The sequence below is a fragment of the Mameliella sp. MMSF_3455 genome, assembly GCF_030733205.1.
Taxonomy (GTDB): domain Bacteria; phylum Pseudomonadota; class Alphaproteobacteria; order Rhodobacterales; family Rhodobacteraceae; genus Antarctobacter.
The window spans coordinates 40762-54278 of the sequence record NZ_JASHJL010000026.1 but is presented as its reverse complement, the minus strand read 5'-3'; the positions used below and the strand labels follow the sequence as shown (position 1 = coordinate 54278).

The window sequence follows — 13517 nt, the reverse complement described above, 5'->3', positions numbered from 1 at the left end:
GCGTTCAGCCCGGTTTGTGCCCGGATCAGCCCCCGAGGATGATTTTCACGTAGTTTCGCGTTTCGCGATAAGGCGGCACGCCCTTGTACTTGGTCACGGCGCCCGGACCGGCGTTATAGGCGGCCAAAGCCAGGCGCCAACTGCCAAATTTCTGGAACTGCTGCTTGAGGTAACGTGCGCCGCCCTCGAGGTTCTGCGCCGGATCATGTGGATCGACACCGAGGCGCCGTGCGGTATCCGGCATCAGTTGCGCCAGCCCGATCGCCCCCTTGTGCGACTTCGCCTTGGGATTGAACCGGGATTCCTGGTTCACCAGACGCAGGAACAGGTCCTCGGGGATTCCGTGCTTGCGTGCCGCCACGCGGGCCATCTGGGCGAACTCGCCGTTGTAGCGCCCGCGGTAGACGGGCAAGTCGCCATCCGTGTCCGGCCCCCACTTGGTCGGAGTGACCACCTTGGGCGGCTGCAGGCGGACCGAGCTCTTGTACTGCTGCGCCGCGCGGTTATCGAGCACCTTGGTCTGACTGGAAAAGATGTGAGATCGGTTCTTGGTCGACAGGACGTCTGCCCATGCGCCCCCTGCAATGACCCCCAGAGCCAGCCCCAATCCGGCCGTGCGAAAACCCGCGCGCAGCATGCCACTATCCCCCTAAATCAAAACTTCACGGTTGCGACTATACGCATTTTCGGCGATTTCGCCAGTGCCGCCGGAGCGCACCTTTCGCGGGGTTCCATGATGGGTGTAGGCTCGGCGGATCAGTGCCGACGAGATTCGAAGGGGAAATACATGGCCGGTTCCGTGAACAAGGTGATCCTGGTGGGCAACCTCGGGAGGGATCCCGAAACGCGCACCTTCCAGAACGGCGGCAAGGTCTGCAACCTGCGCATCGCCACCTCGGAAAACTGGAAGGATCGCAACACCGGCGAGCGCCGCGAGCGGACCGAATGGCACTCGGTGGCCATTTTCTCCGAGCCCCTCGCACGCATCGCAGAGCAATACCTGCGCAAGGGTTCCAAGGTCTATATCGAAGGCCAGCTGGAAACCCGCAAATGGCAGGACCAGAACGGCCAGGACCGCTATTCGACAGAGGTCGTGCTGCGTCCCTACCGTAGCGAGCTGACGCTTCTCGACAGCCGCAGCGAAGGCGGCGGCGGTGGCGGCTATGGTGGTGGGTCCGGCGGCGGCTACGGTGGTGGCGGCGGTGGTTATGACGACCGCGGCGGCTATGACGATCCGGGATACGGAGGCGGATCGGGTGGCGGCTCCGGCCCGTCCCGGGCACCGGCGCGCGACATCGACGACGAAATTCCGTTTTGATGCACGGAACCGGCCTTTCGGTCGGTTCAGCCAGACCTTGGAATGGCGCCTGTCCCCATGGCAGGCGCCATTTCTTTGAAAAGGGGGACGCCGCGCGTGGTAGCGCCCCGGCGGAACAGGTCTTATCTGTGGGTTCACAGACTGTCCGACAGGAGACGACATGACCTGGACTTTCCGCCTTGGCCATCTACTCGGGTCCGAACTGCGCGTTCACGCGACCTTTTTCCTGCTGCTGGCCTGGGTGGCCGCAGCCGCCTGGGCGGAAAGCGGCCCCGCAGCCGCACTGGACAACACGCTCTTTGTCGTCGCGCTGTTTGGCTGCGTGGTGGCGCATGAATACGGTCATGCGTTGATGGCACGGCGCTACGGGATCAAGACACCGGACATCACTCTGTTGCCCATCGGTGGCATGGCCCGGATGGAAAGGATGCCCGAAAACCCGATGCATGAAATCGCGGTGGCCCTCGCCGGGCCGGCGGTGAATGTGGTCATCTGGGGCGTGCTGATCGTCTTCGGCGCCTCGACGGAAATGGAAGCGCTGGCCGATCCGACGAACCCGCAGGACTTCCTGGGCCGGTTGGCGGCGGTGAACCTCTTTCTCGCGGTCTTCAACCTTATTCCGGCCTTTCCGATGGATGGCGGGCGGGTGCTGCGGGCGGCACTGTCGTTTGGCATGGATCGGGTCCGCGCCACCCGCTTTGCCGCGACCGCGGGCCAGGTGGCGGCCTTTCTTTTCGGCTTTCTCGGCCTCACCTCGGGCAACCTGATCCTGCTGTTGATCGCACTCTTTATCTTTGTCGCCGCCCAGGCCGAGGCACGCGACGTCGAAAGCCGCGGCCTGGCCGAGGGCCTGCACTTGCGCGATGCGGTGATCACCAGTTTCGAAAGCCTCACGCCCTCTGACCCGATGCATGTGGCCGCCCAAACGCTGATCCGCACGACACAGCATGAGTTTCCCGTGCTGCATGAGGACGGGCGGCTGGCCGGTTTCCTGACCCGCCAAGCCCTGTTCCGGGCGATGGCCGAAGGTCACAACACCCATCCGGTCGGCGAAGAAATGGAAGAGGTGCCCGCCCTGCCATTGTCGGCACCGCTGGCAAAGGCTATGGACGCGCTGCAACAGTCCCCCGCCGTCGCGGCAACGGACGCGGCCGGGCACGTCGTGGGCTATGTCACCTCGGAAAACCTGGGCGAACTGATCATGCTGCGCAGCCGGCGGTGACTGCCGCACCTTTCAAGGTTTGAAGAGAACGAAGCCTCCGTCATAGCGACGCCACGGGCGGCATACCCGCTTGTTGTCTTCCCGAAACGAGGATTGTTCGACTCATCGGATGCGCAATCAGGACCAACCCCTTTTTCCCCGCCGAACCTTCCTCTCTACAGTGACCGCATTCACCGCCGCGGGCCAGTGTTCGCCCAGCAGTGCAAACGGGCACCGGTTCGGCGATGCCTTGCGATCCTTCACGCTTCACCTCCGTACCGATGGTAACGGTCATACCATATCGGGTTCCGGCTTCCTCAGGCCACCCAAGGAAGTGGCTTCGAGGGCCGGGTCCATTCAATCGGATATGTGCGTGGCCTGCCGAAGGCACGAATGGCTCTCATATTCGACGGCAAGCTCTGTATCAGCGTACCGGAATTGGGGCATGTAACGCTTTGACGAACGTTGCTCGCAAAGCACGGAAGCTCCACGATGCGCATATCACTCAGGAGACAGAAAAGGCCGTTTCCGTCTCCGTCGCACATGAATTTCCGGGTCCGATCAGCGGTTAGAGAGCTGCTCTGCCAGCATCGTCCGAACCGTGTCGCGCGGGACGTCCGAGGTCACAAAGGCCTGTCCGATGCCGCGCGCGAGGATGAACCGCAGCTGGCCGTCCACCACCTTCTTGTCCTGTCCCATCAGCTCCAGCAGGGCCTCGGCATCCGGCAGATCGCCCGGGATATCGGCCAGGTCACAGCGCATCCCGCTGTCCTTCAACAGCGCGCGGACCCGGCTGGGATCTTCCTGCGAGCAAAGCCCCAAGCGCGCGGACAGTTCGAAGGCCAGCGCACAGCCAATTGCCACGCCCTCGCCGTGCAGCAAGCGGTCGGAATAACCGGTCGCGGCCTCCAGCGCGTGACAGAAGGTATGGCCGAGGTTCAACAGCGCCCGGTCGCCCTGTTCCGTCTCGTCGCGCAGGACGATCTCGGCCTTCATCTCGACCGAGCGTTTCACCGCATAAGCCCGCGCCTCCCGATCCCCCCCGGCGACCTTGGCGCCGTTCGTTTCCAGCCAGTCAAAGAACGCCGCATCGCCCAACAGCCCGTATTTCACCACCTCGCCGTATCCGGCGAGAAAATCGCGCGGAGTCAGAGTTTCCAATACGCCGATGTCGGCCAGTACCAGCGCGGGCTGGTGAAAGGCACCGATCAGGTTCTTGCCCTGTGGCGCGTTGATCCCGGTCTTGCCCCCCACGGAACTGTCGACCTGCGCCAACAAGCTGGTCGGGATCTGCACGAATCGCACCCCTCGGCGCAACACGGCGGCGGCAAAGCCCACGAGATCGCCGATCACGCCACCGCCCAGGGCCACGACGATGTCGCGCCGCTCGACCTTCTGTTCCAAAAGCCATTCCACGGTACGCGTGAATTGCGGCCAGCCTTTCGTCGACTCGCCCGGCGGCAAGGTCAGGGCCACGCTCTCGATACCCTCGGCAGCCATCGCAGCCTCAAGGGCGGCCAGATGCGCCGCGGCGACGTTCTCGTCGCTGACAATCGCCACGCGCGGGCGTTTCAGCAGGGGCGCGATCTCTGCCCCGGCCCGCGACAGCAGCCCGGCCCCGATGCGCACCTCATATTCGCGTCCCGGCAGCGGGACATTCACCGTCTCGATCATTCCACCTTCTCCAGCACGTCTGGCCTGCCTTCCAGCAGCGCGGCGGACACCCGTCGCGCCATCTGGTCCAGCGACAGGCCCGGCGCAGAGGGCACCGCAACGTCCGCCTGCGCATAGACCGGCACCCTTGCCTCGTACAGTTCCCGCAACGTGCCCTTGGGGTCGGGCGTGCGCAGCAGCGGCCGGGTATCCTTGTGGCGCACCCTTTCCCACAACAGGTCCAGGTCCGCGTCCAACCAGACAGAGACCCCCATGCGCGAGATCATCTGCCGATTGTCCGCCGACAGAAAGGCCCCTCCCCCGGTCGACAGAACGCCGGGCTTGCCTTCCAGAAGGCGCTCGATCACCTGGCTTTCCTTGCGTCGAAAGAAGGGTTCGCCATCGCGGGCGAATATCTCTGCGATGGTCATGTTGGCGGCTTCTTCGATCTCGTGATCCGAATCGCGGAACATGACGCCAAGCTGCGACGCCAGCGTCCGCCCCACCGCCGTCTTGCCTGCCCCCATCATGCCCACGAAGACAATTGTCTTGTGCAGGATCAATCCCTTGTGAACCGTGCCTTCGGCCATCCCTCGCCCATCGCTTAACCTGTTGCGTGAATGACGTGATCGCGACAAAAAGGCTAGGTATAAGTTGAAAAAAGACGAGGCAGGGGGCGCGACCTAATGGGGCGGTTGATCAAATGGCTATTCTATCTGCTGGTCCTGGGGGCACTGGCGCTTGTCGCCTATGCCTATGTCGGGCCTTTCTTCGGGGCGGATTTCAGCCCACCACAGTCCGAGCGTAGGTTGCCGGTGCAACTCGATGACGGTTGAGCCGGGCCACCGCCTGACGCTGGCGCTGTGCACGGCGCTGTTTCTGGCCGGAACCGTCTCGGCCCAGAATGCCCCCGTCGCACAAAGCGCCACCCCGCCCCGGGTCGACGAGGCGCCGCTGTCGGCGCCCAATCCCGGGGCGGCGGGGCTGTTGTCCCCGCGCCTGACCGGCCTGACCACGGATATGTGGCGCGGGTCGGATCCCACGACGCTCGAAGCGTTGATCCGCGCGCTGGATCTGCCGGTGCCCGCGCTGCGCGCCCACATGCGGGTGATGATGCTGGCCGAGGCCGATCCTCCGGCGGACGACAGGGACCTGGCCCATCTGACCGCGCGCCTCACCTGGCTCGAGGACCAGGGCCTTGTGGAAGAGGCGCTGGCGCTTCTGGACATCACCGGGGTGCAGGACCCGCACCTCTTCGCGATCTGGTCCGACCTTGCCCTGCTGTTGGGGCAATCCGCCCCGGTCTGCCGGGCGCTCGCGGCACAGCCGCGACTGAGTGACGACCTGTCCCTGCGGATCTTCTGCACCGCGCGCGACGGCGACTGGCGCCGCGCCGCGCTGATCCTGCAAAGCGCCCAGAGCCTGGGCGACATCGGCGGGCGGCGGGCCGAACTGCTGACACGCTTCCTGGACCCGGAACTGGCCAGCGATGCCCCGCTCTTGCCCCCCGTGCGTCCGTCACCGCTGGAATTCCGCCTGTTCGAGGCACTGGGAGAGCCGCTGCCCACCGCGCCCCTGCCCCTGCCCTTCGCCGTGCTTGACCTGGGCGGCGACAATGGCTGGCGCGCTCAGATTCAGGCCGCCGAAAGGCTGGCACGGGCCGGGAGCCTGCCCGCCAACCGCCTGCTGGGAATCTACACCCTGCGCCATCCCGCCGCCTCTGGCGGGGTCTGGGACCGGGTCGATGCGCTGCAGGATTTCGAACGGGCCTTGAACCGGGGCACCCCCGGCGCAATCGCGCAGGAACTGGAACGGGTCTGGCCACAGATGGCCTCGGGCCGCCTTCTGGTGCCTTTTTCGGAACTCTACGGCGAGCGTCTGTCGGATGTCGCGCTGGACGGACGCGCCGCCGGCATCGTGCGTCGCGCCGGTTTCCTGTCCCCTGCCTACGAGGCACTGGCGCTGGAACTGACCGACGGCAGTCGCGAAACCCGCTTTCTGACCGCCATCGCCCGGGGCCTTGCCCCGGCCGAAATGGCCGACCTACCCCATGCCAAGGCCGTGGCCGCCGGCTTTTCCGGCGCGGCCATGCCTCGCGCGCTCCGGGCGCAACTGGCCGAGGGTCGCCTGGGTGAGGTCATCCTGCGCGCGATGGTGCTCTTCTCCTCCGGCGCGGACGGCAACGGGCAGGACCTGACCGATGCCATTGCCGCCTTCCGCAGCCTGGGGCTGGAGGATCTCGCCCGGCGCTCGGCACTGGAACTGATGATCCTTGATGCCGAGAGGGCACGCCGATGACACCCGCGCGCTGGGTCCCGCTGTTCCTGGAGGCGATGGCCGCCGAACGCGGCGCGGCGGCCAATACCTTGGCAGCCTATGACCGCGACTTGGCCCATGTTCAGGACTGGCTGACCGATTCCGGCAAGGATTTCGCCAGCGCGTCAGAGGATGACATCACGGCATACCTCGTGCATTGCGACGCGCAGGGGCTCTCCAGGGCCACCCGCGCGCGCCGCTTGTCTGCCATGAAGCAGCTTTACCGTTTCGCCTTTGAAGAGGGCCTGCGCCAGGACAACCCGGCGCTGCAGATCGCAGGGCCCGGCCGTGACAAACGCCTGCCCAAGACCCTTTCGGTCGACGAGGTCGACCGCCTGCTGGAGGCGGCGCAGGCGCATGGGCGCAATGCCGCGGACCGCAGCCGGAACGCCTGCCTGATGCAGGTTCTTTATGCCACGGGCATGCGGGTCAGCGAGCTTGTCTCCCTGCCGCTGGCCGCGGCCCGGGGCGATCCCCGCATGCTGTTGATCCGGGGAAAGGGCGGCAAGGAACGCATGGTCCCGCTCTCTCCCCCCGCTCGGGAGGCTCTGGCAGACTGGCTTGCCGCGCGCGAAGTGCAAGAGGACAGCGCGAGGAGCCGCGGCAAACCCGCCTCGACCTTCCTCTTTCCTTCGCGCGGCAAGGCGGGGCACCTCACGCGGCACGCCTTTTACATGCTGATCAAGGAATTTGCGGTCGAGGCCGGTGTCTCACCGGAAAAGGTGACGCCGCACACCCTGCGCCACGCCTTCGCCACGCACCTTCTGGCCAACGGCGCCGACCTGCGCGCCATCCAGACCCTGCTGGGCCACGCAGACGTGGCCACGACAGAGATCTACACCCATGTGCTCGAAGAGCGGCTGCGCGACCTGGTGCTGGACCACCACCCGCTTGCAAAGGACGACTGACCCCGCGCCCAGCGACAACTGGGCTTTGTCCGGATAGTTCGCTGCACATGGCGGACCGCCGCCCCCTTGATCCCGTCCTGCCGCGCCCCCATAACCGGTTCAAACCCAAAGGACCGCTTTCATGGACGCATCGACCGGCTCTTTCGACGCCGCTTTCTGGATCTCCTCTGCCGCGATTTTGGCCCTCATCATGCTGTCGGCCTTCTTTTCCGGCTCCGAAACCGCCCTCACGGCCGCCTCTCGGGGCAAGCTGCGCGCGGCCGCTGACAAGGGCAATTCCGGCGCCTTGCGTGCGCTCGGGATCACAGAGGACAACGAAAGGCTGATCGGCTCGGTCCTCTTGGGCAACAACCTGGTCAACATCCTCGCCACGGCGCTGGCCACTAGCATCTTTACCCAGGCCTTCGGCGAGGGCGGCGTCGTCTACGCGACACTGGTCATGACCCTTCTGGTGCTGATCTTTGCCGAGGTTCTGCCCAAGACCTATGCCATCACCAATCCCGAAACTGCCGCGTCGCGCGTGTCTGCCCCCATTGCGCTGGTTGTGCGGCTTTTCGCGCCCGTTGTGTCGGCCGTGCGCGTGCTGGTGCGTGCCCTTCTGCGCGTCGTCGGTGTGCGCACCGATCCCGACAGCCACATCCTGGCCGTGCGCGAGGAAATCGCCGGAGCGCTGCAACTCGGCCATTCCGAAGGCGTCGTCGAAAAGGAAGACCGCGACCGAATTCTGGGTGCACTCGATCTCAGCGAACGCACGGTCGAGGAAATCATGCTGCACCGCTCCAAGATCGAGATGATCGATGCCAACGCGCGGCCGCAGGAAATCCTGGAACAATGCCTGGAAAGCAGCCACACCCGTCTGCCCGTCTTCCGCGATGACCCCGAGAACATCATCGGCGTAATCCACGCCAAGGACCTGCTGCGCGCCATGTACAGGCTGGTGGACGAGGACCAGACGATGGCCGGGGCCATCGCCGACTTCAACATCACCGACATCGCGATGAAGCCCTATTTCGTTCCCGACACCACGTCACTGGACGACCAGATGCGCCAGTTCCTGCGCCGTCGCACGCATTTCGCATTGGTCGTGGACGAATACGGCAGCCTGCAGGGCCTGATCACGCTCGAGGACATCCTCGAGGAGATCGTCGGTGAGATCACCGACGAATTCGACCCGGATGCAGAGCACCCGATCCGCCGCGCCGAGGACGGCCACTACTGGATCGACGGGGCCATGACCATCCGCGATTTCAACCGTGCCACCGACTGGTCGCTGCCCGACGACGAGGCCAATACCGTCGCGGGTCTCGTGATCCACGAGGCGCAGATGATCCCCACCGTGGGTCAGGTCTTCAGCTTCCACGGATTCCGCTTCGAGGTCATGGCGCGGGAAAACAACCGGATCACCAAGCTCAAGGTCCGCCCGCTGATCTCCGGCACGGCCTGAGCACCGCAGGGCCGGGCTTGACATGGCTCAAGGCCCGCCCTGTCCTGCCTGATAGGCTGTTCTCGTGGCCATCGTGCACGGGCCGTCCCGCTCGTGCCGGGCCGGGAGGACCGCCGCGATGCAGACACTTGGCCTTCGGTACTTGGCAACGTCGCTTGCCCTTGCCGCGACAGTCGGTGTGGCAGAGCCGGATGTTCCCGGGGCCCTTCGCCTTTCACAGGGGCTGGAAATCAACAGCCTGCTCAAGGACGGCCCCGCCTCACCCACGCCAGAGACCAACCGCCCTGCCATTCAGACCGACCTGTTGCGCGGCTCCCCTGCCACTGCCCCAGAGGCGGTGGAGGTGCCCTCGCCCCTTCCAGCTGCACGCCCTGTCAGCGCCTTTCCGGCCTCCGCCCTAGCGGGCAAGTGGACGGGTCGAGGGATTGGATGCAACGGACTTTCCTTGACGTTCACGGCCAGAGACGACGGCTTTGACGGAAAGGGGATCTGGACTGATCCGGTCGATGGCTCCGCCTTCACCACCCGCGTAACGGCACGGGCCACAAGCGAACGTGCTGGCAAGGCGCTGCCCGGCCAGCCTGCCGCCTACCTCGCCTATGCCCGGCAATATGCCGCCCGGATCACCCGCACCGATGCCTCTGGCCAGGTGGCCGACATGCTTGACGACAACCCCGCGATCTTTCTGGTCGGCCGCGAACCGGCAACAGGCGGGCTGGTCCTGCGCTTCGTCGCACCGTTGACGCCCTGCATCTTCGCCCAAGCGGATCAATGAAGGAGCATCGCGGATGAAACGCCACTCCAAGATGTGTTTGCCGTGCCTTTTCCTCGTCTTTCTTTTCCTGGCCAGCGCAGCGCGGGCAGACACCGACACCGAGATCGAGGCAACCATCGCGCAGTTGCGCCAGCAGGTCGGACAAACGATCACCAGGACCGACAAGGCTGACAACGAACTGACCGCGATCCGCGCCTACAAATGGCGTGTCTGGAAGGCCTGGATCCAGCCCTGGCAAGCCAATGAGACCGCGATCCGGGCTCTGACGGCAGAGATCGAGGCGCTCAAGGGCATGCGCGCCTTCAACCAGAACTCACGCGACCTGAACAACCAGATGCGAGCGCTGCTGGCCGAACGCGCCGCGCTGGAGCGATTGAGAGACGGCACGGTCGATGACTGCGCGCCGCCCTGCGCCGACATACACCAGTTGATCCGACAATATCACGCCCGGGTGCGACGCGAAAATGAGCTGGTCGCCGAACTGGCGGACCTGAACCGGGCGTCCCGGCGGCTGGACGATCAGATCGAGGCGCAAAAAGCCCGACTGGCCGCCAACAAGGCAGCGCGTGACAAGCTGCTGGCGGTGGAAAAGGCCAAGTTGACGGCGGAACGGGACCGCCTTGCCCCGATGCTGAAGGATCCGGACCATTTTATCCTGCCTTCGCTGACGCCCGGCGGACCGCCCCGCGTGTTGACCAAGGAAGACCTTGTGCTGGAAGTCACGCTGACTCTCTTCGAGGTCGGCACCACCAGTGACATAGACAGCCCCGAATTCCGGGCCGAAGTCGAGACGCTTGTGCGCGGGCTCTTGCAGGGATCACAGACGATGCGGACCCGGATCAAGGAGCGGATCGACTTCCTTGACACCCAACTCGCCGCGCTGGACCGCCGTCTGACTGCCTCGGGGGGTGGTGCCACCGCATCGCCGGACGGGCCCAATTGCCCCACCCGCAACCCGGACCTGACCGGACAGGTCCTGACCCATCGCATCCCGCCCGGGGACGACCAGAACCATCTCTCGTGCAGCTATTTCGCCGCCCCCGCCGACGGCCAGGCGGGCGGCCGGATCAGGTCACAGGTCCGCTACGCGGCAGGCAAGGAAACCGGGGTCTCGGCCTATTTCACGCAGGACGGTGGGCATCACCTCGACCAGATCCACAACATCCACGGCCCGCGAACAAGCGGCGCGGACTGCCGCTATCATTCCGCCAGTGCCATCGCCAAGTACCGCCTGCGGGGGCACGATGGCAGCGAGATGGTGGTCTTTTGCAAAGCGGACGGGACGCTGGGCAAATGCGATTTCTTCACCCATGACGGTCGTGCGCGCCGGTGCAGTGCGGATTGCACCGACAAATGCGCCGACCTGCGAACCAGCATCGGCTGGCCGGCGATGCGATAGGCTCAGGCGCGCAGACGCTCTCCGGTCGGGTCAAATGGTGGCTGCGCCAGAATTTCCGCGCCGTGCGGACGGCCCAGCACCATGACCTCGACCCGGTCACCCGGCGCCGCCGAACCCGCCTTGACATAGCCAAGCGCGAGGCTCCGACCGACGGAGTAGCCATAGCCGCCCGAAGTGACACGTCCGACGCCCCGTCCATCGCGAAAGATCGGCTCTCCGCCCGTGGCATCGGCATTGGACGCCGTCACCGCATCTTCGTCCAGCGCCAGGATCACCAGTTCCTCGCGCGCCGGTTTCTCGATCACCTCCAGCAGCGCCTGTTTGTTCAGGAACTCCTTGTCCAGCTTGCACAGCCGCGCCAGCCCGACTTCCTGCGGCCAGTACTCTGGCGAATACTCTCGGCTCCACGAGCCATAGCCTTTTTCGATCCTGAGGCTCATCAAGGCACGGCTGCCGACCGGGCCAATCCCCAAGGCGTCGCCTTCCTTCAGAAGAGCCTCGTACAGCTGCGCCTGATCGTCCTCGGCGCAATGCAGTTCCCACCCAAGGTCCCCGGTAAAGGACACCCGCAGCGCCAGCACCCGAACGCCAGCCAGTTCGATCCACTGCGAGGCCATGAAAGGCCAGTCGGCGGTGGCCAGCGAGGCGTTGGTCAACCGCCCCAGCATCTCGCGCGAGCGCGGCCCAGCCACGTTGAACCCGCACATGGCATTGGTCATGGAGGTGCAGGCCGTCCCCTCGGGCAAGGGCACATCCGCGAAGAACCGCTGATGATAACGCTCGGCCATGCCGGATCCGATCACCCAGAATTCCTCGTCGCCCAGTCGGGTGACGGTGAAATCCCCGGCGATCCCGCCGCGCTTGCCGATCAACGGAGTCAGACAGGACCGCCCCACCTTGCGCGGCATCCGGTTGGCGAACAGCGCGTTCAGCCAATCCTCGGCACCTGCGCCGCTGACCCGGTACTTGGCAAAGTTCGAGATGTCGATGATGCCGCCCGTCTCGCGCAGCATACGCGCTTCGCGGCCCACGCTCTGCCACCAACCCTGCCGGGTGAAGCCGGGCGTATCGGGCTGGTCGGCGTCGAAATAGGCCGGGTGTTCCCAGCCATAGTTGAGGCCGAACTTGGCGCCCATGCTCTTTTGCATCTCGTAGACCGGGCGCACACGCACAGGACGGCCGGCATCGCGTTCCTCGCCGGGGAAGTGGATGGCAAAGCGGTGCGCATATTGGTTCATGACACGCGCCTTGGTGAATTTTTCGTCCGCCCAGTCACCGAACCGCGCCATGTCCCAGGCGAACATGTCGTATTGCTTCTCGCCTTCGACGATCCATTGCGCCGCCATCAAGCCCATGCCGCCGGACTGCGAGAACCCCGGTATGATGCCGTTGCAGCAGAAATAGCCTTTCAGTTCCGGCACCGGCCCCATCAGCACGTTGGCATCGGGCGACCAGATCATCGGTCCGTTGATGACCCGCTTGATCCCCGCCGCGCCCACTGCCGGGACGCGGTCGATGGCGCGCATCATGTTGTCCTCGATGCGTTCCAGGTCATCGGGGAAAAGATCATGCGCGAAATCCAGCGGCGTGCCGTCTTCGGCCCAGAGCCGCACGTCACGTTCATAGGCACCGATCAGCAGGCCCTTGCCTTCCTGGCGCAGGTAATATTCGCCGTCCCGGTCCGCGACCGACGGCAACCGCCGGTCCATCGTGTCGATCTCGGCAATGGTTTCGGTCACGAAATATTGGTGCTCGGTCGGCTGCAGAGGCAGTTTCAGCCCCGCCAGGGCCGCCACCTCACGCCCCCAGAGTCCGGCGGCGTTCACCACCCAGGGCGTCGCGATATCGCCCTTGGTCGTGCGCACGATCCATGTCCCGTCCGCCTGTGGCTCCGTCGCGGTCACCGGGGTAAAGCGATGGATCTCGGCCCCCCGTTGCCGTGCGCCGGCCGCGTAGGCCGCCGTCACACCCGAAGGATCGACGTTGCCGCCGTCGGGCTCGAACATGATGCAGCGAATGCCGGTGAAATCGACCAGAGGATGCAGGCGCTCTGCCTCGTCCCGGGTGATCTCGTGGAAATTCATGCCATACAGCTTGGCCTTGGCGGCCTGCAGGCGCAGCTGGTGCTCCCGCTCGACCGTCTGGGCCAGGTACAGGCTGCCGGGCTGGAAGACACCGCAACTTTGGCCTGTTTCCGCTTCCAGGTCCTTGTAAAGGCTCATCGTATAGTGCTGCAGGCGACTGATGTTGGTGCTGTCATGCAGGCCGTGGATATTTGCCGCAGCGTGCCAGGTAGAGCCCGACGTCAACTCGTCACGTTCGAGCAGGACAACATCGTTCCATCCGAGTTTTGTCAGGTGGTAAAGGATCGAACATCCGATCACGCCGCCTCCGATGACGACGGCTTGGGCTTGGCTGCGCATGGGTCACTCCGCAAATCTGCACGTCACCCTGCCCGGCAAACACGTACAAAAAATGCCCGTTTGCGACAGATTTCGTCGCC

The 13517-nt window shown here is 65.0% G+C and carries 12 protein-coding genes; 8 read left to right on the top strand and 4 right to left on the bottom strand.

Translation table 11 applies throughout. The features are described from left to right. Positions 1 to 25 precede the first annotated feature (25 nt). On the bottom strand, positions 26 to 637 hold the full coding sequence (locus RBB42_RS18100) for a lytic transglycosylase domain-containing protein (protein ID WP_305970861.1): 612 nt from the start codon (positions 635 to 637) through the stop codon (positions 26 to 28). Between the two features lie 150 nt (positions 638 to 787). On the opposite strand from RBB42_RS18100, the gene ssb reads away from it, so the two are divergent. Beyond that, positions 788 to 1318, top strand: coding sequence for a single-stranded DNA-binding protein (gene ssb, locus RBB42_RS18095; protein WP_305970860.1), 531 nt, complete (start codon positions 788 to 790; stop codon positions 1316 to 1318). A 160-nt stretch (positions 1319 to 1478) separates the two neighbouring features. Next, on the top strand, positions 1479 to 2540 hold the full coding sequence (locus RBB42_RS18090; RefSeq protein ID WP_306043742.1) for a site-2 protease family protein: 1062 nt from the start codon (positions 1479 to 1481) through the stop codon (positions 2538 to 2540). 540 nt (positions 2541 to 3080) lie between these two features. On the opposite strand, the gene aroB is transcribed toward RBB42_RS18090, so the two are convergent. Next, on the bottom strand, positions 3081 to 4193 hold the full coding sequence (gene aroB, locus RBB42_RS18085) for a 3-dehydroquinate synthase (protein ID WP_305970858.1): 1113 nt from the start codon (positions 4191 to 4193) through the stop codon (positions 3081 to 3083). Next, complete coding sequence (locus RBB42_RS18080; protein ID WP_305970857.1) at positions 4190 to 4762, bottom strand: shikimate kinase; 573 nt, start codon at positions 4760 to 4762, stop codon at positions 4190 to 4192. The genes aroB and RBB42_RS18080 overlap by 4 nt, the downstream gene beginning before the upstream one ends. A gap of 96 nt (positions 4763 to 4858) precedes the next feature. Here RBB42_RS18080 and RBB42_RS18075 point away from each other — a divergent pair, with 96 nt between their 5' ends. From RBB42_RS18075 to RBB42_RS18050, 6 genes are all read left to right on the top strand, one after another. Then, entirely contained in the window at positions 4859 to 5008 is a 150-nt protein-coding gene (locus tag RBB42_RS18075; RefSeq protein WP_162846261.1) for a hypothetical protein, read from the top strand. Then, positions 4998 to 6470, top strand: coding sequence for a hypothetical protein (locus RBB42_RS18070; RefSeq protein ID WP_305970856.1), 1473 nt, complete (start codon positions 4998 to 5000; stop codon positions 6468 to 6470). The genes RBB42_RS18075 and RBB42_RS18070 overlap by 11 nt, the downstream gene beginning before the upstream one ends. Beyond that, on the top strand, positions 6467 to 7396 hold the full coding sequence (locus RBB42_RS18065; protein WP_305970855.1) for a site-specific tyrosine recombinase XerD: 930 nt from the start codon (positions 6467 to 6469) through the stop codon (positions 7394 to 7396). Before RBB42_RS18070 ends, RBB42_RS18065 begins: the two co-directional genes overlap by 4 nt. Positions 7397 to 7517: 121 nt before the next feature. Beyond that, positions 7518 to 8840, top strand: a complete 1323-nt coding sequence (locus RBB42_RS18060) for an HlyC/CorC family transporter (RefSeq protein WP_305970854.1) — start codon at positions 7518 to 7520, stop codon at positions 8838 to 8840. Between the two features lie 118 nt (positions 8841 to 8958). Continuing rightward, positions 8959 to 9615 carry a hypothetical protein gene (locus RBB42_RS18055; RefSeq protein WP_305970853.1) on the top strand — a complete coding sequence of 219 codons (657 nt, stop codon included), beginning with the start codon at positions 8959 to 8961 and terminating at the stop codon, positions 9613 to 9615. 13 nt (positions 9616 to 9628) lie between these two features. After that, positions 9629 to 11014, top strand: coding sequence for a hypothetical protein (locus tag RBB42_RS18050; protein ID WP_305970852.1), 1386 nt, complete (start codon positions 9629 to 9631; stop codon positions 11012 to 11014). Positions 11015 to 11016: 2 nt separating this feature from the next. Here the strand turns inward: RBB42_RS18050 and RBB42_RS18045 are convergent, their stop codons facing one another. Next, entirely contained in the window at positions 11017 to 13437 is a 2421-nt protein-coding gene (locus tag RBB42_RS18045) for a GcvT family protein (RefSeq protein WP_306043741.1), read from the bottom strand. Positions 13438 to 13517 lie beyond the last annotated feature (80 nt).

Bases quoted from the DNA above. Each gene is read 5' to 3' on its own strand.
- RBB42_RS18090 (WP_306043742.1), top strand. From the start codon at position 1,479: ATGACCTGGACTTTCCGCCTTGGCCATCTACTCGGGTCCGAACTGCGC.
- RBB42_RS18055 (WP_305970853.1), top strand. From the start codon at position 8,959: ATGCAGACACTTGGCCTTCGGTACTTGGCAACGTCGCTTGCCCTTGCC.
- RBB42_RS18060 (WP_305970854.1), top strand. From the start codon at position 7,518: ATGGACGCATCGACCGGCTCTTTCGACGCCGCTTTCTGGATCTCCTCT.
- RBB42_RS18100 (WP_305970861.1), bottom strand. From the start codon at position 637: ATGCTGCGCGCGGGTTTTCGCACGGCCGGATTGGGGCTGGCTCTGGGG.
- RBB42_RS18050 (WP_305970852.1), top strand. From the start codon at position 9,629: ATGAAACGCCACTCCAAGATGTGTTTGCCGTGCCTTTTCCTCGTCTTT.
- ssb (WP_305970860.1), top strand. From the start codon at position 788: ATGGCCGGTTCCGTGAACAAGGTGATCCTGGTGGGCAACCTCGGGAGG.
- RBB42_RS18070 (WP_305970856.1), top strand. From the start codon at position 4,998: ATGACGGTTGAGCCGGGCCACCGCCTGACGCTGGCGCTGTGCACGGCG.
- RBB42_RS18075 (WP_162846261.1), top strand. From the start codon at position 4,859: ATGGGGCGGTTGATCAAATGGCTATTCTATCTGCTGGTCCTGGGGGCA.
- RBB42_RS18065 (WP_305970855.1), top strand. From the start codon at position 6,467: ATGACACCCGCGCGCTGGGTCCCGCTGTTCCTGGAGGCGATGGCCGCC.
- RBB42_RS18080 (WP_305970857.1), bottom strand. From the start codon at position 4,762: ATGGCCGAAGGCACGGTTCACAAGGGATTGATCCTGCACAAGACAATT.
- aroB (WP_305970858.1), bottom strand. From the start codon at position 4,193: ATGATCGAGACGGTGAATGTCCCGCTGCCGGGACGCGAATATGAGGTG.
- RBB42_RS18045 (WP_306043741.1), bottom strand. From the start codon at position 13,437: ATGCGCAGCCAAGCCCAAGCCGTCGTCATCGGAGGCGGCGTGATCGGA.